The organism is Candidatus Pelagibacter bacterium nBUS_29, from assembly GCF_051200905.1.
GTDB lineage: Bacteria > Pseudomonadota > Alphaproteobacteria > Pelagibacterales > Pelagibacteraceae > Pelagibacter.
The window spans coordinates 1257095-1274548 of record NZ_CP172843.1 but is presented as its reverse complement, the minus strand read 5'-3'; the positions used below and the strand labels follow the sequence as shown (position 1 = coordinate 1274548).

24 protein-coding genes are annotated in these 17454 nt (G+C 30.6%); 16 read left to right on the top strand and 8 right to left on the bottom strand.

The features are described 5' to 3' along the window. Window positions 1-51 precede the first annotated feature (51 nt). The 4 genes from rpe to ACIJYA_RS06815 form a co-directional block, all read right to left on the bottom strand. Complete coding sequence (gene rpe / locus ACIJYA_RS06830; RefSeq protein WP_435088315.1) at window positions 52-711, bottom strand: ribulose-phosphate 3-epimerase; 660 nt, start codon at window positions 709-711, stop codon at window positions 52-54. Between the two features lie 28 nt (window positions 712-739). Continuing rightward, window positions 740-1096, bottom strand: a complete 357-nt coding sequence (locus ACIJYA_RS06825; RefSeq protein WP_435088313.1) for a hypothetical protein — start codon at window positions 1094-1096, stop codon at window positions 740-742. Window positions 1097-1171: 75 nt separating this feature from the next. After that, window positions 1172-2980: a sodium:solute symporter family protein gene (locus tag ACIJYA_RS06820; protein WP_435088311.1), complete on the bottom strand. Its 1809-nt coding sequence runs from the start codon at window positions 2978-2980 to the stop codon at window positions 1172-1174. Further along, complete coding sequence (locus tag ACIJYA_RS06815) at window positions 2980-3240, bottom strand: DUF4212 domain-containing protein (RefSeq protein ID WP_435088309.1); 261 nt, start codon at window positions 3238-3240, stop codon at window positions 2980-2982. Before ACIJYA_RS06815 ends, ACIJYA_RS06820 begins: the two co-directional genes overlap by 1 nt. A gap of 132 nt (window positions 3241-3372) precedes the next feature. On the opposite strand from ACIJYA_RS06815, the gene ACIJYA_RS06810 reads away from it, so the two are divergent. Continuing rightward, window positions 3373-3996: an esterase gene (locus ACIJYA_RS06810; RefSeq protein ID WP_435088307.1), complete on the top strand. Its 624-nt coding sequence runs from the start codon at window positions 3373-3375 to the stop codon at window positions 3994-3996. Here the strand turns inward: ACIJYA_RS06810 and acs are convergent. Beyond that, window positions 3993-6041: an acetate--CoA ligase gene (gene acs / locus ACIJYA_RS06805; protein WP_435088305.1), complete on the bottom strand. Its 2049-nt coding sequence runs from the start codon at window positions 6039-6041 to the stop codon at window positions 3993-3995. The genes ACIJYA_RS06810 and acs overlap by 4 nt on opposite strands. A 14-nt stretch (window positions 6042-6055) precedes the next feature. Beyond that, entirely contained in the window at window positions 6056-6469 is a 414-nt protein-coding gene (locus ACIJYA_RS06800; protein WP_435088303.1) for an EVE domain-containing protein, read from the bottom strand. Between the two features lie 83 nt (window positions 6470-6552). On the opposite strand from ACIJYA_RS06800, the gene ACIJYA_RS06795 reads away from it, so the two are divergent. Further along, window positions 6553-7071: a 2OG-Fe(II) oxygenase gene (locus ACIJYA_RS06795; protein WP_435088301.1), complete on the top strand. Its 519-nt coding sequence runs from the start codon at window positions 6553-6555 to the stop codon at window positions 7069-7071. 6 nt (window positions 7072-7077) lie between these two features. Here ACIJYA_RS06795 and tsaD read toward each other — a convergent pair whose 3' ends face one another. Then, window positions 7078-8151 (bottom strand): tRNA (adenosine(37)-N6)-threonylcarbamoyltransferase complex transferase subunit TsaD, encoded by a 1074-nt coding sequence (tsaD, locus tag ACIJYA_RS06790; RefSeq protein ID WP_435088299.1) that lies wholly within the window; start codon window positions 8149-8151, stop codon window positions 7078-7080. Window positions 8152-8205: 54 nt separating this feature from the next. Here tsaD and hemC point away from each other — a divergent pair, with 54 nt between their 5' ends. The 7 genes from hemC (at window position 8206) to ACIJYA_RS06755 (ending at window position 12602) form a co-directional block, all read left to right on the top strand. After that, a complete protein-coding gene (gene hemC, locus ACIJYA_RS06785; protein ID WP_435088297.1) occupies window positions 8206-9123 on the top strand; it encodes a hydroxymethylbilane synthase in 918 nt (305 codons plus the stop codon). 1 nt (window position 9124) lies between these two features. Next, a complete protein-coding gene (locus tag ACIJYA_RS06780) occupies window positions 9125-9823 on the top strand; it encodes a uroporphyrinogen-III synthase (RefSeq protein ID WP_435088295.1) in 699 nt (232 codons plus the stop codon). A 2-nt stretch (window positions 9824-9825) separates the two neighbouring features. Further along, window positions 9826-10911, top strand: coding sequence for a mechanosensitive ion channel family protein (locus ACIJYA_RS06775; protein WP_435088293.1), 1086 nt, complete (start codon window positions 9826-9828; stop codon window positions 10909-10911). After that, complete coding sequence (locus ACIJYA_RS06770; RefSeq protein WP_435088291.1) at window positions 10908-11198, top strand: YggT family protein; 291 nt, start codon at window positions 10908-10910, stop codon at window positions 11196-11198. The genes ACIJYA_RS06775 and ACIJYA_RS06770 overlap by 4 nt, the downstream gene beginning before the upstream one ends. A gap of 9 nt (window positions 11199-11207) precedes the next feature. Next, a complete protein-coding gene (folD, locus tag ACIJYA_RS06765; protein ID WP_435088289.1) occupies window positions 11208-12053 on the top strand; it encodes a bifunctional methylenetetrahydrofolate dehydrogenase/methenyltetrahydrofolate cyclohydrolase FolD in 846 nt (281 codons plus the stop codon). An 81-nt stretch (window positions 12054-12134) separates the two neighbouring features. Beyond that, window positions 12135-12338: a hypothetical protein gene (locus ACIJYA_RS06760; protein WP_271483938.1), complete on the top strand. Its 204-nt coding sequence runs from the start codon at window positions 12135-12137 to the stop codon at window positions 12336-12338. A 3-nt stretch (window positions 12339-12341) separates the two neighbouring features. After that, the gene (locus ACIJYA_RS06755) at window positions 12342-12602 is read left to right on the top strand and encodes an SHOCT domain-containing protein (RefSeq protein WP_435088288.1); all 261 of its coding nucleotides are present in this window, start codon (window positions 12342-12344) and stop codon (window positions 12600-12602) included. Window positions 12603-12650: 48 nt separating this feature from the next. On the opposite strand, the gene ACIJYA_RS06750 is transcribed toward ACIJYA_RS06755, so the two are convergent. Further along, window positions 12651-13361, bottom strand: coding sequence for an SDR family NAD(P)-dependent oxidoreductase (locus ACIJYA_RS06750; RefSeq protein ID WP_435088286.1), 711 nt, complete (start codon window positions 13359-13361; stop codon window positions 12651-12653). A 27-nt stretch (window positions 13362-13388) separates the two neighbouring features. Here ACIJYA_RS06750 and ACIJYA_RS06745 point away from each other — a divergent pair, with 27 nt between their 5' ends. The 7 genes from ACIJYA_RS06745 to ACIJYA_RS06715 are packed head-to-tail and all read left to right on the top strand — an operon-like array spanning window position 13389 to window position 17421. Beyond that, entirely contained in the window at window positions 13389-14879 is a 1491-nt protein-coding gene (locus ACIJYA_RS06745) for a cryptochrome/photolyase family protein (protein ID WP_435088284.1), read from the top strand. Continuing rightward, window positions 14879-15208, top strand: a complete 330-nt coding sequence (locus ACIJYA_RS06740; protein ID WP_435088282.1) for a hypothetical protein — start codon at window positions 14879-14881, stop codon at window positions 15206-15208. The genes ACIJYA_RS06745 and ACIJYA_RS06740 overlap by 1 nt, the downstream gene beginning before the upstream one ends. A gap of 26 nt (window positions 15209-15234) precedes the next feature. Beyond that, window positions 15235-15615 carry a CidA/LrgA family protein gene (locus tag ACIJYA_RS06735; protein ID WP_435088280.1) on the top strand — a complete coding sequence of 127 codons (381 nt, stop codon included), beginning with the start codon at window positions 15235-15237 and terminating at the stop codon, window positions 15613-15615. Beyond that, window positions 15599-16324, top strand: a complete 726-nt coding sequence (locus ACIJYA_RS06730) for an LrgB family protein (protein WP_435088278.1) — start codon at window positions 15599-15601, stop codon at window positions 16322-16324. The genes ACIJYA_RS06735 and ACIJYA_RS06730 overlap by 17 nt, the downstream gene beginning before the upstream one ends. A gap of 2 nt (window positions 16325-16326) precedes the next feature. Continuing rightward, window positions 16327-16455 carry a DUF2256 domain-containing protein gene (locus ACIJYA_RS06725; protein ID WP_435088277.1) on the top strand — a complete coding sequence of 43 codons (129 nt, stop codon included), beginning with the start codon at window positions 16327-16329 and terminating at the stop codon, window positions 16453-16455. A 6-nt stretch (window positions 16456-16461) separates the two neighbouring features. Next, window positions 16462-17181 (top strand): type 1 glutamine amidotransferase, encoded by a 720-nt coding sequence (locus tag ACIJYA_RS06720; RefSeq protein WP_435088275.1) that lies wholly within the window; start codon window positions 16462-16464, stop codon window positions 17179-17181. Window positions 17182-17199: 18 nt separating this feature from the next. Beyond that, a complete protein-coding gene (locus tag ACIJYA_RS06715) occupies window positions 17200-17421 on the top strand; it encodes a hypothetical protein (protein ID WP_435088273.1) in 222 nt (73 codons plus the stop codon). Window positions 17422-17454 lie beyond the last annotated feature (33 nt).

The following is a 17454-nucleotide window of genomic DNA, read 5'->3' as shown; positions in this document are numbered from 1 at the left end:
TCTAAATAATATTGACTTAAATTAACGGAAAAATTTTTAGTGATCATTAACTTATCTTGATTTTAATAAATTAATATTTTTTTTTATATCTCCATTATTACTTTTAAATATAGTTGTTCCAGAAACAAGTATGTTGGCACCAGCCTCAATTACTGATTGACAATTATCAAAATTAATCCCTCCATCAATTTCAATATCAAAGTCGATATTTTTTTTAAGTTGAATTTTTTTAAGTTGATCAATTTTAGATAAAACCTCAGGTATAAACTTTTGACCTCCAAATCCTGGATGTACACTCATTATTAAAACTAAATCTATTTTTTCAAGGTAATTGACAATTAAATCAATTTTAGTTTCAGGATTAAGTGAAACCCCAACTTTTTTGTTCAAACTTTTAATCTTTAAAATAGATTCCTCTAAATTTTCAGTTGCTTCAGGATGGATTGTAATAATATCAGCACCAGCATCCGAATAGGCTTCAATATACTTATGAACGGGAGATATCATTAAATGAACATCAAATTTAACTGAACACTGTTTTCTCAATGCTTTAATAACTGGGGGTCCAATAGTAAGGTTTGGAACAAAATGACCATCCATAACATCTACATGAATCATATCTGCCCCACCTTCTTCAAGCCTCTTAATTTCATTACCTAGTTGACTAAAATCAGCAGATAATATTGATGGTGATATTTGTATTTTTTTCATTGATTGCCAGATCTACTAGTATCAATTTTTAAAATTTAATTGAATTAAATAATTGGTAAATTTGTGTAGAAATTTCACTTTCTAGCGGAAATGATAACATACCCATTACAGAATAGCCTAAGACCCAGGGCATAAAGTAAAATCTAATCATATAGAAGAACCAAGCAACATATAAAGGAACCAGAGGTGCTATAATGAAAGATGGTGTTAAAGGCTTAAAAATCTTTATTAGTGGATTAGTATATTTGACAAATATTTTCATGAAAAAAAACTCAGAGTCTTCTTTTTGAAAAATATTCATCGCAACCCTTCCTATTAAAGTCCACATAATAACACCAAGTAGGTAGTCAATAAAATAGACTATGGGATGAAAGTTTGCTGACATTTAAAATCTATATTGGAAAAAAGATTAAATTAAAAGGGGCGAAATTAATCGCCCCATAATTAAGATTTGTTAGCTCTATTTACCAGTAACGGTTCTACCGCTTGGTACACGAACTTCGTCAACCATTTTTTGAGTTGCTTTATCTGGCTCTTGAGTCATTAAAGTCACTACAACCATAGCAACTAAACTAACAGCTGCTCCAAAGATACCAAACGTTAACTGAGTAATACCTAGGAATCCGCTTCCACCAGTTCGTACCCAAATCAGGTACCAAATAGATGATGCAAGACCTAAAGCCATACCAGCAATAGCACCTTCTCTGTTAGCTCTCTTCCACCATACACCAAGTACAAGTGGGAAGAACAATCCAGACATCGCAAAGTCAAAAGCCCAGATAACTGAACCTAAGATACCTTGGATTTCCATTGCAGCAATAGTTGCTCCAGCAAAACCAATTACTACAAGTAATACCCTTGCAACAAGAAGTCTTTTTGCAGTCTCCGCTTTTGGATCTATCATTTTGTAATAAACATCATGAGAGATTGCATTTGCAATTGCTAGAATTAAACCATCCGCAGTTGACATGGCAGCAGCCATACCTCCAGCAGCAACCAGACCTGAGATTACATAAGGTAATCCAGCTATTTCTGGAGTTGCTAATACAACCGCTTTACCGCCCATGAAAAACTCATTTAATTCAAGAGTTCCATTGCCGTTAAAGTCACTGATGAACATCAAGTTTGCCTGGTTCCAGTTTTGAAACCAATCTATTGATTGAACTTCAGTAAATGATTTACCGATAATACCTGTTGGTAAAGTCGGATCAATCAACGATAGTTTAGATAGTGTTGCTAACATTGGTGCAGAAGAATACAGAAGGAAGATAAAGAATAAAGACCAACCAACTGATTTTCTAGCTGCTTTTACGCTTGGAGTAGTAAAGTATCTCATCATCACGTGCGGTAATGAAGCTGTTCCCATCATCATCGCTAATGCTAACGAAATAAATGCCCAAGGCGTTGCATTTACTGCTGAGTGAGCTTTAGTTATTCCAGCCAACCCTTTAGGTACCGTTGCTAGATCAGCAGCAGAGTTTTTAACAAAACCAAACTGTGATTCTAACTCACCAATTCTAGCTACTTCATCAGCTAACATAAAGTGAGGGAAGAAACCTGCACCCATTTTGTTACTGATCCAAAAAATTGGAAGCATGTAAGCTATAATTAGTACGATATATTGTGCAACCTGTGTCCAAGTTACCGCTCTCATACCCCCTAACATTGAACAAAGTAAAATACTTATAAGTCCAATATATACAGCGTATTTAAAGTCGATATCTAAAGCAACAGACGCAATAGTACCCGTAGCGTTAATTTGTGCAGTCACATAAGTGAATGAAGCAACAGTTAAAACTATTACTGCAAGCAATCTTGCTAAATTACCACCGTATCTTGTACCTATGAAATCTGGAACTGTGTAACAGCCAAATTTTCTTAAGTATGGTGCTAACAAAGATGCAACTAATACATATCCACCTGTCCAACCTACAAGTAAAGCCATATACCCATAACCTTTAAAGTAAATACCACCTGCCATTGCAACGAATGAAGCACCAGACATCCAGTCTGCTGCTGTCGCCATACCATTGAATACAGTTGGAACTTGCCTTCCGGCTACGTAATACGCTTCTGCTTGAGCTGTTCTTGATAGATAACCAATTAAAGCATAGATGAATATAGTAAATGCTACAAAGCCAATACCTATTGCCTTTGCAGTCATACCCATCTGCTCACCAATTGCCATTAAGATTATGAAACCTATAAATCCTCCTGTATAGATTCCGTAAACTTTTGGCAAATTGTCTATAAATTTACCTTTAATCATTAATTATCTCCTCTTTCGTTGAAGCCGAACTCTTCATCGATTTTCTCTTGCCTATTAGCAAACCAGAAAACCAAGATTACGAAAATTCCAAGAGATCCTTGACATGTAAACCAATATGTCCATGGATATCCGAAAGGTCCAGTAACCTCATTCATTTCAGCTGCAAAAAGGAAGATGCCAATTGAGAAAACAAACCAGATTGCCAATGTTACGAATAACAATGACCTGGTTTTTTCCCAGTGTTTTTGTGCGTTTGACATTTATACCTCTCTTTTTAGTTATAACTAATTAAAACCATAACCATTATATAAGTTTTTAAAAGATCAAAATTGACCAAAATAGGCAGTCTATTAGTTACTTTTTAAGCTATAGTGTGTAAAAACAACAATTATATGCAAAAATATAAACTTTCTTGGAAAGATTTATCATTTAAAGATTTTAAAATTTATTTGTTTGCATTGTTTAAAGCATTTATTCCAAAAAAAAAAATCAAAGATTTAGATGATCTAGAACACTTCATTCAAACGAAGTCAGCTTGGGTCACCCAGGTTACTCTGTATAGCTATTTAAAAACAAGAATGGGGACAAAGTATGTTCTTCATTTTGATAATGATGTTTTTATGTCTTCTGTAAATCAAGCTAAGTGGAATATTTATTCTATTGCTTTGCAAGACTTAACTTTTTTTACTTTCTCATATTTAAAAGTAAACTTTAACTATCAAAATATTGATCAGGCTAAAGAAATTTTTTCTAAAATTTTAGATGATGAGACTTCAAACAAGATGCCATCTGACATAATTGAAGAAGCAAAAAAAAGTTTTAACGAAAGATTTGAAAATTTAGACTGGGAAATTTATTATAAAGATCTTCCATTTAATCCTAGTGCTTTATCATTATATAAATGGGCTCCAATTGCAGAAGAATTAAAAACTTTAGATCGAAAAATTGTTTTAAACTCTATGATTTTAAAATGGGATATTATAAGAAAAGAATTTAAGGATTTAATTCAATTTTAAATATTTTTTCTATTATCAACTAAACTATTAACAACACTTGGATCAGCTAAAGTAGTTGTGTCACCTAATTGATCATGTTCATTAGCTGCAATTTTTCTTAAAATTCTTCTCATAATTTTTCCTGATCTAGTTTTTGGAAGACCAGGTGTGAAATGTATTAAATCTGGTGTAGCCAAGGGCCCAATTTGTTTTCTGACCCAAAGTTTCAACTCTCTCTCAAGGTCACCATTTTCTCTCTCACCTACATTTAAAGTTACGTAGCAATAAAGTCCGTTGCCTTTTATATCATGTGGATATCCAACTACAGCTGCTTCAGCAACTTTTGGATGAGCAACAAATGCACTTTCTATTTCGGCAGTCCCAAGATTATGTCCAGACACAATAATTACATCATCTACACGACCTGTAATCCAATAGTATCCATCTTTGTCTCTTCTACATCCATCCCCAGTAAAATACTTACCGTCAAACTGTGAAAAATATGTATCAATAAATCTTTGGTGGTCTCCATAGACAGTTCTCATTTGACCAGGCCATGATTTAGCAATACATAATCTACCTTCTCCTTGACCTTTTATTTCCTTACCTTTTTTATCAACAAGCACAGGCTCAATTCCATAAAATGGTTTAGTGGCTGAGCCAGGCTTTAAGTCAATTGCTCCAGTTTGAGGAGCAATCATTATTCCTCCTGTTTCTGTTTGCCACCATGTATCAACAATTGGGCACTTTGAATTCCCGATAGTTTTATAATACCACATCCAAGCTTCTGGATTAATTGGTTCACCAACTGTACCTAGTAATTTTAATGATTTTCTTGAAGTTTTTTTAACAGGTTTATCTCCTTCACGCATCAAAGCTCTAATTGCTGTGGGAGCTGTATAAAAAGTATTTACTTTATATTTGTCGATAATTTGCCACCATCTTGAGGTGGTTGGATAGTTTGGAATACCTTCAAACATTATTGTTGTTGCCCCATTTGCTAAAGGCCCATAAATTATATAGCTATGACCTGTAACCCAACCAATATCAGCAGTACACCAGTAAATATCTTTTGGTTTATAATTAAATATGTATTGATGAGTCATAGAAGCATACACCATATAACCACCTGTTGTATGTAATACTCCCTTAGGCTTACCGGTTGAACCTGAGGTGTATAAAATAAACAAAGGATCTTCAGCATTCATTTCTTCAGGTTCACAATGTTTTGAAACATCTTTAATTAAATCATGATACCAAACATCTCTTTCTTTATCCCAATTGATATAATTTCCTGTTCGTTGAACAACGATGCATTTTTTAATATTAGGACAACTCTCTAATGCTTCATCAGTAGTATATTTAAGAGGAATAGTTTTTCCTCCTCTAACACCTTCATCAGCTGTGATTATATATTCAGACTCACAATCATTAACTCTTCCAGAAATAGAGTCTGCTGAAAATCCACCAAAAATAATTGAGTGAACTGCACCAATTCGAACACAAGCAAGCATTAAAATAGCAAGTTCAGGGATCATGGTTAAATAAATAGTAACTCTGTCTCCTTTTTTAATTCCTAATTTTTTTAAGCCATTAGCTGCTTTTGAAACTTTTTCGTGAAGCTGTTTGTAAGATATTTTTTGGTTATCTTTTGGATCATCTCCAACCCAAATTATTGCAGTTTTGTCTTTTTTATCTTTTAAATGTCTATCAATGCAATTTGCTGAAGCATTTAAGGTACCATCTTGAAACCATTTGATCTTAACTTCTTTAGTACTGTATTTTACATCTTTAATTTTTTTGTATGGTTTTATCCAAGTAATTCTTTTTCCTTCTTCTCTCCAAAACTCATCGTTATTTTTAATAGATTTAGAGTATTTTTCTTGATATTTACTTTTTGTAGCTAGACTGTTTTTAACCCACTGAGGTTTAGTTTTAATTACAAGCTCTTTTGAATCTTCAATAGCAACTTTGCTAACAATTTTTCTTTTAACTTTAGTTTTTTTTGTTACTTTTTTTGTAACTTTCTTTTTAACTTTAGTTTTTTTCTTTTTTTTCAAAGGCATGAGATTTTTTATAATTAAACTTTACTCATGTTATTTAATATTTTCCAGCTTTTAGAATCTATTGGCATTACTGATAGTCTGCTTTGTTTAATAAGAGCTAAATGGCTTAATTCCTTAGATTTTTTGATAGTTTCAAGAGTTATGGGTGATGGTAATTTATTCTTAAATTTTACAGTAACAGCTACAAAACGTCCCGATTTATCAGTTTTATCCAGGTACGCTTCTTTTATTACTTCTACAATTCCAACAATTTCTTTTCCAATATTTGAGTGATAAAAAAAACAAAGGTCACCTTTTTTCATACTTTTTAAATTTTTTGCTGCTTGATAATTTCTTACACCATCCCAGGGCGCACCTTTTACACCTGCCTTTTTTTGTTGATCAATTGACCATACGTCAGGTTCGGATTTTAATAGCCAATATTGCATTTTTATACTTTGTATTATTTTTAAAGAATTTATCAATTTATTTTGATAACTATATTTCTATGAGAGCAGCAAATTATTCATCAATGAACATATTTAATATAGAACAAATAAAAGAAATTAATAACATTATTAAATTAAATTTTATTCAAGGGAATGATGTTTATGATAAAGAATCAGTTAAAACTTCTGATGTAAAATTTGTTAATTATGGAAAAATTCAAAAATATATCTCTCCTTTTGTTGAGTTTTGTTTAACAGCAAATAACAATTTTTTTGGTTTTGATCTTCATCCACTGACCACATTGAAAAAACTTAATTATAATATTTATGAGGAGGGTACTGAATATAATTGGCACATTGATGCTGTTCCTCGAGATCCAGTGAGAGATATTAAACTAACTGCCTTATTAAACCTGTCAGAAGAAACTTATGATGGTGGAGATCTAGTTTTATTTAGATCAAGTGAGATTATATGTAATGAGTTCAACACACCTGGTAGTGCAATTATTTTTCCATCTTATATTAATCATAAAGTTAATAAAATTACATCTGGGAAAAGACTTACGCTAGCTATTTGGATGTCTGGACCAAAATTTAGATAGTAAAACCTATAATTTAACACCCGCACCTTTTAAAAAGGCAGCATTTTCATCTAAAGGCCATCTTGGTTTGGCTGGATGATCCAGATTATTAAATTGTTTTAATTTAAATTTTTCTAAACCAACCATAGCAATCATAGCAGCATTGTCTCCACAAAATTCAATTGGTGGAAAAATATTTTGATAATTTTCTTCATTACATAAATTAATTAACATTGATCTAATTCTTTTATTAGCTGCTACTCCCCCAGCAACTACAAATATTTTTTTTTTTAAATTATTTTGTTTTTCAAATTCTGTAAATGCAATCTTAGTTTTTTTATATAAAATTTGCTCCACTGTTTTTTGAAAAGAAGCTGCAAGATCAAATTTTTCCTGATCTGTTTTGATATTTTTTGTTATTCTCAAAATTGCTGTTTTTAAACCTGCAAAAGATAAGTTGCACCCCCCCTTATTAAAAATTGGCTTAGGCAAATCATATTTATTTGGATCACCTTTTTTTGCTAAAATTTCTATTTGTGGTCCACCAGGAAATTCAATTCCCAAAAGCTTTGCAGTTTTATCAAACGCTTCTCCCAAAGCATCATCAATAGTTGTTCCCAATCTCTTATATTTACCTAAGCCCTGAACATTTAAAAATTGTGAATGTCCTCCAGAAATTAATAAAAGCAAATATGGATAATCTAGGTTTGAATTTAGTTTTGGGCTTAGAGCATGGCCTTCCAAATGATTAATAGCAATGAATGGTTTATCTAAGGCAGAGGCGAATGCTTTCCCAAAACTTAAACCAACAGACAAGCATACTATCAAGCCTGGACCAGCTGTGGAAGCAACAGCATCTATCTCTTCAATTTTTCTACCACTGTCATCTATTGCTTTTTGAACAATCAAATCAATTTTTTCTATATGTGATCTTGCTGCTAATTCAGGAACAACACCTCCAAATTCTTTGTGGACATCAACCTGGCTAGAAACAATATTGGATAAAACTACTGGTATTCCATGTTCATTTTCAGTAATTATTGATGCTGCTGTTTCATCACAGCTAGACTCAATTCCTAAAATTAAGGGTTTTTTACACATTCAAATAGTTTTTATTAATTGTACAATCTCAATACAAGTAAGAAATATATTTTTATGAATAAGAAAATTGTCATTGGATCAAGGGGAAGCAAGTTAGCATTAGTTTATGCTCAAAACGCTAAAGATAAGATTGTTCAAATTACAAATTTAAATGATGAAGATATCGTAATTAGAGAAATAACAACAAAAGGAGATCAGGTTCAAAATATTAGATTATCAGAAGTAGGTGGAAAAGGTTTATTTTCAACAAATATAGAAAAAGAACTTCAAGATAAAAAAATTGATATAGCAGTTCATGCATTAAAGGATATGCCGGCTGTTGAAACTGATGGTTTAAGAACTGATACATTTTTAGAAAGAAACGATCCAAGGGAAATATTGATAACTAAAGATAAAAAAAAACTTAAAGAATTAAAAGCTGAAGCTGTAATTGGAACATCATCTTATCGAAGAGAATTTCAAATAAAAAATATTAGATCTGATCTTAATTATAAACTTATAAGAGGAAATGTTGATACAAGAATTAAAAAACTTAATGATGGTTTGTATGATGCAATAATATTGTCATATGCAGGAATTAAATCTTTATCAATAGAAGATCAAATTACAGAAGTATTTTCAACAAAAGAAATAATTCCAAGTGCAGGACAAGGAATTATCTCGCTTCAATGCCGAAATGATGATGATGAGGTTATTTCAGTTTTAGATAAAATTAATGACCAAGAAACATCCCAAAGAGCCAATGCTGAAAGAAATGTTCTCAAAGTTTTAGAAGGTGACTGTGAAACAGCCGTTGGAGCTCATGCCATTATTGAAGGTGATGAAATTCTTTTAGAAGCCGAGCTCTTTTCTCTGGATGGTAGTCAAAGATTTTATGAAAAAAAATCTTCAAAAATTGAAAATGCAAAATTACTTGGTAAAGAAGTGGGGCAGATTTTAAAAACTAAATCAAACAATTCTTACAAAAGATAATATGCATATTTTACTTACTAGACCACTAGAAGATTGTTCTGACATGATTATAAAATTTAAATCATTAGGACATCAAGTTTCTCATCTTCCTTTATTAAGAATAGATAAGGTTGATTATGAACAGATAAATTTTTCAGATTTTAAGGGGATTATTTTCACAAGTGCAAATGCTGTAAATTTTTTAGATCTAAAAAGTATTGACAAAAATCTTTTATGTTTCTGTGTAGGAAATGCTACAGAAAAAAAAGCTAGAAGTGTTGGTTTTCAAAATGTAATTACAGCTGAGGGAAATGTTGAAAATTTAAAAGAATTAGTTTTACAAAATTTCAATCAGAAAGATGGAGCTTTAATTTATATAAGTGGCGAAATAGTTTCTGCTGATCTTGACCAGCAACTTTTAAAAGAAGGATATAATATTAAAAGAGTAGTTAATTATCGGACTACTCATAATCAAAATTTTGATGATGAATTTGTAAACAAATTAAAGCTTAAAATACCTGACATGGTTTATGTTTACTCTCAAAATAGTGCCTTAAGTTTAATAAATTTTATTAAGATGCATCAATCCGAAAGTCTTTGGATGAATACAAATTTAATGTGCATTGGTGAAAAAACCTCGTCAATACTGAATGAAATTAAGTGGAAGAAGATATTTCTTTTTAATCCTGGAGATGAAGAGTTTTTGTTATATAAAATTTAGCTATGGAAATAATAAATAATTTTTCTGATATATTTTTGTCGGTTTGGAAAAAAGGAATTCTAGGTGTTGATATTTTTCAAATATTAATTGGTATTGGGATTTTTTTTATTTTCTTAATTTTTAGAGGTTTAATAAGCAAACTTATTATTAAAAAGTTAGAAATAATTTCTAAAAGAACTACCAATAAATTAGATGATACATTCGTTCATTCTTTAGTAGGTCCTGCTAGATTTCTACCGATTGTTCTTGGTTTTTTTATTGCAAGTTATTACATGACTTTTTCAAGTGATGGCCGTGAAATTGTTGACACCATAAATAGAACACTAATTACAATATTGATTTTTTGGGTCATCCATCAAATCATTGAACCAATTTCTTATATTTTAAGTGGACTGGATAAACTTTTAACCAGAGAGTTAATTGGATGGATCATAAAGTCACTTAAAATTTTAATTTTTATTTTAGGGCTTGCGGCAGTTTTAGAATTATGGGGAATAAAGATAGGGCCAATTATTGCTGGACTTGGTTTGTTTGGTGTGGCCGTTGCATTAGGCGCACAAGATTTATTCAAAAATTTAATCTCAGGTATTTTAGTTTTAGTGGAAAAAAGATTTAAAATTGGAGATTGGATTGCTGTTGAAGGAATTATTGAAGGTACTGTTGAAAATATTGGATTTAGATCAACTTCAATAAGAAAATTTGATAAATCACTTGCTATAATTCCAAATTTTCAATTTGCTGAAAATGCAGTTGTCAATGTAAGTGAAACTTCTAACTGGCGGATTAGATGGATTATTACTCTTCAATATGACTCAACTATAGAACAATTAAAAAAAGTAAGAGAAGAAATTGAAAGCTATATAAACTCAAGTGATGATTATAATCAATCAGCGGGAGTGGCAGTAAGAATTGAAAAATTTTCAGATAGTTCAATAGATATATTGGTAAGATGTTTTACTAATTCTAATAGTTGGAGTAATTCACTAGAAGTTAAAGAGAGGCTTGCAATTGAAATTAAACAGATTGTTGAAAAAAATGGAGCTTCTTTTGCTTTTCCAAGTCAGTCGATTTATATTGAAAAAAAATGATAGCCATCTTTTATTTAGCACTTCAAATTTTGAAACTTTATTCTTATGTTGTTATAGCAAACGTTGTCATTAGTTGGCTAATATCTTTTAATATTTTAAACACCCAAAACAGATTTGTTTACTCTATTTTAGAACTAACTTATCGTTTAACTGATCCGATTTTATATAGAATTAGACGGTTTTTGCCTAATTTAGGCTCATTAGATATATCACCAATAATTCTTCTTTTATTGATTTGGTTTATTGAAATGTGTATGAAGCTTTACATTGCACCAATGATTTTTTAAGGAAGAAATATGATTTTAATAGATGGAAAAAAAGCAGCAGCAGAACTTAGAGAAGAATTAAAACAAGAAGTAACTGAGCTAAAGACAAAATACAATAAAGTCCCAGGGTTAACTGTAATTTTAATTGGAGATATGGCTCCAAGCCAAATTTATGTTCGAAACAAAGAAAAATCAGCAAATGAAGTAGGTTTAAAATCTGAGGTTATAAAATACCCTGATACAGTTGAGGAAAAAACTGTTTTAGAAAAAATTGAAGAATTAAATAATGATGAGAGTGTTTCAGGAATTTTAGTTCAACTTCCACTTCCAAAACATATAGATAAGCAAAAAGTAATTGAAACAATTACACCCTCAAAAGATGTAGATGGTTTTCATCCAATGAATGTAGGAAATTTATCTTCAGGTTATGAAAGTTCAGTACCATGCACTCCCCTTGGATGTTATTTGATGATTAAAAAAATTGAACCAAATTTAAGTGGTAAAAAAGCAGTTGTAGTTGGAAGATCAAATTTAAATGGTAAACCAATGACGCAACTTCTTCTTAAAGAAAACTGCACGGTGACAATTACACATTCAAGAACAAAAGATTTAAAAGCTGAATGCCTAGAAGCAGATATTATTGTTGCAGCAGTTGGTATCCCCGAGCTTGTAAAAGGCGATTGGGTTAAAAAAGATGCAATTGTAATTGATGTTGGAATAAATAAAACTGAGAATGGTTTAGTGGGTGATGTTGCATTTGATGAGGTTTCAAAAGTTGCTAAGGCTTTAACACCTGTGCCAGGTGGAGTAGGACCAATGACTATTGCTTGTTTATTAAAAAATACAATAGATTGTTTTAAAAGATCACAAAAATAAACACTTTTTCATTCATAAGTTTTATTGTCTCAAATTGATAAAACTTAATTAATTTCCTCTCTAATTTGATAAAGTTTCCAAATGAAAAAGCCGCCCTATGAATATCGAATTGGATTAATAATGATATTGTTAACGGCAGTTCCAATTGGAGCAACGCAATTAGGCTGGTATCTATATGGAAAACAAGTTGGTTTTGACTTTGGGATGATAGCTGGTACCTTTTCAGTAATTTTAGCTGGATACTTGATGTATCAAAAAGGTTGGCGTGATGAGGATGAAGATTAATTTATGGAAAAAATAATATTTTTTGGACTAGCAATTCCTATATTGGGTTTTGTTTTTTATTTAGGTGGAACAGCTATTATGAAAGGCTTCAAAGCAAAAGTAGAAAATAGGCCAGAAGAACAAGAAGAAAAAGAACCAGTAATTTCACAATCTGAAGGTGAGAATCTCAGCAATGAAATTACAAAACTAAATGATTTGCTACAAAGTGGAGTATTAACTCAAGAGGAGTTTGAAAAAGCAAAAAAGAAAATATTAGATACTTAATTTTTATTAATCATAAGTGATTTTTTGTATAAAAATAAATTTTTTACTTTAAGAAAGTTTTGATCGACCACCGTCCACTGCTATAATTTGACCTGTTACCCAAGAACTATCTTCAGATATTAAAAACTTAGCTAATGATGCAGAGTCTTTACCCTCACCTAATCTTTTCAATGGGTGAGCTTTAGCGATACCTTCAGCGATTGTAGTATTCTTCAACATAGGCTCAGCAATTTTTGATTTTGTCAAACTTGGAGCAATACAGTTAACTCTTATATTTGGTGCAAATTCTGCTGCTAGTGACACTGTTAAACCTTCTACAGCAGCTTTAGCCGAAGCAATAATAGCATGATTTGTAAAACCTCTTTGAGCCGCAACTGTTGAAAATAAAACTATAGAGCCTTTATTTTTTTTTAAACTTTCTTGATATCCTTTTATCGCCTCTACAGCTGAATAAAGATTTAATTTCATACATTTATTAAAATCTTGTTCAGTAACCATTCTTAATGGTTTAAGATCAATTGAACCAACACAATAAGCAATTCCCTTTATCTCAGGAACATCAGCTTTGACTTTTTCAATAAAACCATCTTCTAAAACATCAGCAACTGTAAATTTGCAACCTAATTTATCTGCAATTGCACTTACTTCACTTTCATTTCTTGCAATTAAGTGAATATCATTTCCTGCATTTTTTAATTGTTCAGCTAGACTTGAACCAATTGAACCTGTCGCACCAAAGATTAGATATTTTTCTGACATAAATTTTTTTATTAGTTATATTTAGTTATGAAATTATTTTTTATACTTGGTAATCAATTATTTCCATTAAAATACTTAGACCGCTTCAAAAAGGACCATGTGTTCTTTATGGCAGAAGATAACGGATTATGCACTTATGAAAAACATCATAAGCAAAAAATCCTATTATTCTTATCTTCTATGCGTTCTTATGCGGATAGTTTAAAGAAAAATAAATATAAATTAGATTACCTAAAAATTGAAGATAAAGATTTCAAAGATGATTATTTTAAAAAGCTTAAAAAAATAATTACTAGAAATAAGATAACTGAAATTACAAGCTTTGAAGTAGAAGATAAGTTTTTTGAGAAAAAAATTTCTCAGTTTTCAAAAAAAGAAAAAATTAATTGGAATTTTATACAAACGCCTATGTTTTTAAATTCTAGAGATGAATTTAAAAATTATTTGGGAAAATCAAAAAAGCCTTTCATGGCAACATTTTATAAGGAAGTTAGAAGAAAGTCTGGAATATTAATGGGTGCTGATGGCAATCCAATTGGTGGAAAGTGGAGCTTTGATGAAGATAATAGAAATAAATTACCTAAAGATATATCCATTCCAAAATTTCCAAAGATCAATGAAACCAATCATACAAAAAAATTAAAACCAATTATTGAAAAATTATTTAAAGATCATCCCGGAAGTACAAATAATTTTTGGTTTGCAACAGAATACGATGATGTTGTTAAACTTTTAAATTTTTTTATTAAAGAAAAATCTAATTTATTTGGTGATTATGAGGATGCTGTAAATCAAAAAGATAACATCTTATTTCATAGTGCTTTAAGTCCATATATTAACCTGGGTTTAATAACACCAGAATTTATTATTCAAAAAGTTTTAGAGTTCCATAAAAAATACAAAATAAGAATGAATTCACTTGAAGGTTATATACGTCAGATAATAGGTTGGAGAGAGTTCATGAGAGGTATTTATCAAGGCTATTCTGATGAAATGGAGGTAGGAAATTTTTTTAAACAAAATAGAAAAATGAAAAAATCTTGGTACGAAGGAACTACGGGTTTGCCTCCATTAGATCATGCAATTAAAAATGCTGTTGATCATGGGTGGTCTCATCACATTGAAAGATTAATGATTTTATCAAATATAATGAACCTCTGTGAAGTAAAACCAACTTATGTTTATAAATGGTTTATGGAAATGTTTGTTGACTCATCTGACTGGGTGATGGTTCCAAATGTTTATGGCATGGGTTTATTTAGTGATGGAGGGATTTTTGCAACTAAACCATACATTTGTGGATCTGCTTATTTTATGAAGATGATGGATTTTAAAAAAGGGGAGTGGTGTAATACGATGGATGGTCTTTATTGGAGGTTTATAGATCGAAATAGGAAATTTTTTTTAAAGAACCCAAGACTGTCGATGATGGTTAGAATTTTTGATAAAATGAAAGATGAAAGAAAAAAAATGATTTTATCTGAAGCAGATAAATTTATAAAATTAAATACTGCATAATGTATATTTCTATAACAGGCATTAAAGTAAAGGGTTTTTTTGGAATGTTAAAATTCATGAGGTATACGATACCAAGTTTTGCTGCAGCAAGAAAAGCAAATGGAAATTTGTTTTGTGACTCAAAAAAGATAAGTAAGTATCATCATACCCTAACAGTTTGGGAAAATAAGAACAAAATGTTAGATTATCTAAGAGGTAAGCATCACGCACTGGCTATGAAAAATTTTAGATTTATTGGAACAGGTTCTGTTTATGGATATGAGGATAATGTTATCCCAAGTTGGGAAGAGGCAATAAAAAAATGGAAAGAAAATTTTAGAGAAATTTAGTTTTATTAAATAAAGTGTATTATTAAATGTTAAAAAGTCTGTTCTTTATATTTTCTTTTCAACTTTTTGGGGAGGCAATACAAAAATTTTTTGAAATAAATATTCCAGGACCTGTTATTGGACTTATTTTATTATTATTAGTATTTATATTTTTTCTTAAATCACCAACGCCCTATAAAAAAATTAAACAGGAAATATCAGAAACTAGTCATCAAATAATTAACTATCTGTCATTATTATTTGTTCCAATAGGAGTAGGTGTTGTGATGCACATTAATTATCTTGGAGATAATTTATTTAAGATTTTAGCAATTATTGTCATAGGTACTTTAGCAAGCTTAGTATTTACCGCTTTCGTTATGGAAAAGATTATTAAATTAGAGAAAAAAAATGTCAAAAGAAGATAAACTTTATAAAATTTGGGTATACTTGCAAGCAGAGCCTTTATTTTGGATAACTCTAACTCTTGGCGCTTTTTTGTTGGGAGACTATTTATACAAAAAATCAAAACTTAATCCTCTAGTAAATCCAGTGGCAATTAGTATTTTAATTGTTTCATCTGTTTTATTGACGATGGATGTCACTTATGATCGATATTTTAATGGAGCCAAGTTCATTCATTTTATGTTAGGTCCCGCAACAGTAGCTTTAGCAATACCTATTTACGAAAAAAAAAACCTAATTTTAAAAGAAATTAAACCAATTGTATTTTCAATTTTTTTAGGAATTCCTTTTGCCATATTGATCACTTATTACTTAGCTTCTTTTTTTAATTTAGATCAGGAAATTATTCTAACCATGGTTCCGAGAAATGTTACTGCACCTATAGCTATGGGTATAGCTGAGTTAATAGGTGGAATTCCCTCTTTAACAGCTATTATAACAATTATTACGGGAATTGTGGGTGCTTCCCTTGGAACTTTTGCATTAAATATTTTTAATATAAAAGATATGAGTGCACGAGGGTTTGGTTTTGGTCTAGCAAGTCACGGTATTGGAACTGCAAGAGCAATGAGTAAAAACAAAACAGCAGGAGTTTTTGCTGCACTCGCCATGGGTTTAAGTGGAATTGCAACTTCAATTTTTGTCTTAATTATTATTAAATTTATTATTTAATAATGAAAAAAGAAAATCTACCTTCAAAAATTTGTCCCGTTTGCAAAAGACCCTTTATTTGGCGTAAAAAATGGAAGTTAAATTGGGATAAAGTAAAATATTGCTCCAAGAAGTGCTCTAAGCTAAGCTAAACTTTAGTGGATATAATTGTTTTACAACACATTAAAATTGAAGATCCTGGTTATATTAAGGATTTAATGTTGGCTGATGGAGTCAAGTTAACCACTATTGAACTTGATGAAGGTGAAAAAATTCCAAATGATCTAAGTAAATTTGATGGAATGTTTTGTATGGGTGGCCCAATGGATACCTATATGGAAAAAGAATATCCTTGGTTAATTGAAGAAAAAAAAGCAATTGAAGAATTTGTTATCAATTTAAAAAAACCTTACTTAGGTTTTTGTCTTGGTTGTCAGTTACTAGGTGAGGTGGTAGGTGGTAAAGTAGTTAAATCTAGTACGCCAGAAATTGGAATTATGGATATCAACTTTAACAAAGAAAAAGATAAAGATAATTTTTTTTCAAAATTTCCAGAACAAATCAAAAGTTTACAATGGCATTCATATGAGGTGCAGGGAATAGAAAATAATAAAGATGTAACTTTGTTAGCATCGTCTCCTGAAACAAAATATCAAATTTTTAAATACCAAAACCACGCTTATGGAATTCAATTTCATATAGAAATTAAAGATACCACAGTTAATGAATGGGGGTGTGTTCCAGAATATAAAAAAGCCCTTGAAGATCAGTTGGGAGAAGGTGCTTTAGAAAAATTTGATAATGCTGCAAAAGATAATATGTCTGACATGAATAACTATTCCAAAATTCTTTATGAGAATTTTAAAACCATATTGTGATTTATTTAATCAAATAAAATGAGCAATAAATTTTTTGAATGGGCAGGTGTGATTACTGCTATTTTATATTCCTTGTTTGTTGCATTAAATATTGGAATAGAATTTTTTGGCTTCTGCTTATTACTTTTATCAGCGATATTGATTGGAATTTGGGCCTATAGAGGAGGCCATAAAGGAATACTTTTGTTGCAATTTTTTTATGCAACCGCTGGTATTATTGGAATGATACGTTGGTTTTAATTTAAATTGTAAAATCTTTTTAAAAAGATAGAT

Coding starts and splice junctions, on each gene's coding strand:
- ACIJYA_RS06730 (WP_435088278.1), top strand. CDS start 15,599: ATGTCAAAAGAAGATAAACTTTATAAAATTTGGGTATACTTGCAAGCA.
- ACIJYA_RS06725 (WP_435088277.1), top strand. CDS start 16,327: ATGAAAAAAGAAAATCTACCTTCAAAAATTTGTCCCGTTTGCAAAAGA.
- folD (WP_435088289.1), top strand. CDS start 11,208: ATGATTTTAATAGATGGAAAAAAAGCAGCAGCAGAACTTAGAGAAGAA.
- tsaD (WP_435088299.1), bottom strand. CDS start 8,151: ATGTGTAAAAAACCCTTAATTTTAGGAATTGAGTCTAGCTGTGATGAA.
- ACIJYA_RS06770 (WP_435088291.1), top strand. CDS start 10,908: ATGATAGCCATCTTTTATTTAGCACTTCAAATTTTGAAACTTTATTCT.
- ACIJYA_RS06750 (WP_435088286.1), bottom strand. CDS start 13,361: ATGTCAGAAAAATATCTAATCTTTGGTGCGACAGGTTCAATTGGTTCA.
- ACIJYA_RS06735 (WP_435088280.1), top strand. CDS start 15,235: ATGTTAAAAAGTCTGTTCTTTATATTTTCTTTTCAACTTTTTGGGGAG.
- ACIJYA_RS06760 (WP_271483938.1), top strand. CDS start 12,135: ATGAAAAAGCCGCCCTATGAATATCGAATTGGATTAATAATGATATTG.
- ACIJYA_RS06820 (WP_435088311.1), bottom strand. CDS start 2,980: ATGATTAAAGGTAAATTTATAGACAATTTGCCAAAAGTTTACGGAATC.
- ACIJYA_RS06715 (WP_435088273.1), top strand. CDS start 17,200: ATGAGCAATAAATTTTTTGAATGGGCAGGTGTGATTACTGCTATTTTA.
- rpe (WP_435088315.1), bottom strand. CDS start 711: ATGAAAAAAATACAAATATCACCATCAATATTATCTGCTGATTTTAGT.
- ACIJYA_RS06755 (WP_435088288.1), top strand. CDS start 12,342: ATGGAAAAAATAATATTTTTTGGACTAGCAATTCCTATATTGGGTTTT.
- ACIJYA_RS06815 (WP_435088309.1), bottom strand. CDS start 3,240: ATGTCAAACGCACAAAAACACTGGGAAAAAACCAGGTCATTGTTATTC.
- hemC (WP_435088297.1), top strand. CDS start 8,206: ATGAATAAGAAAATTGTCATTGGATCAAGGGGAAGCAAGTTAGCATTA.
- ACIJYA_RS06800 (WP_435088303.1), bottom strand. CDS start 6,469: ATGCAATATTGGCTATTAAAATCCGAACCTGACGTATGGTCAATTGAT.
- ACIJYA_RS06825 (WP_435088313.1), bottom strand. CDS start 1,096: ATGTCAGCAAACTTTCATCCCATAGTCTATTTTATTGACTACCTACTT.
- ACIJYA_RS06810 (WP_435088307.1), top strand. CDS start 3,373: ATGCAAAAATATAAACTTTCTTGGAAAGATTTATCATTTAAAGATTTT.
- ACIJYA_RS06775 (WP_435088293.1), top strand. CDS start 9,826: ATGGAAATAATAAATAATTTTTCTGATATATTTTTGTCGGTTTGGAAA.
- ACIJYA_RS06780 (WP_435088295.1), top strand. CDS start 9,125: ATGCATATTTTACTTACTAGACCACTAGAAGATTGTTCTGACATGATT.
- ACIJYA_RS06795 (WP_435088301.1), top strand. CDS start 6,553: ATGAACATATTTAATATAGAACAAATAAAAGAAATTAATAACATTATT.
- ACIJYA_RS06745 (WP_435088284.1), top strand. CDS start 13,389: ATGAAATTATTTTTTATACTTGGTAATCAATTATTTCCATTAAAATAC.
- acs (WP_435088305.1), bottom strand. CDS start 6,041: ATGCCTTTGAAAAAAAAGAAAAAAACTAAAGTTAAAAAGAAAGTTACA.
- ACIJYA_RS06740 (WP_435088282.1), top strand. CDS start 14,879: ATGTATATTTCTATAACAGGCATTAAAGTAAAGGGTTTTTTTGGAATG.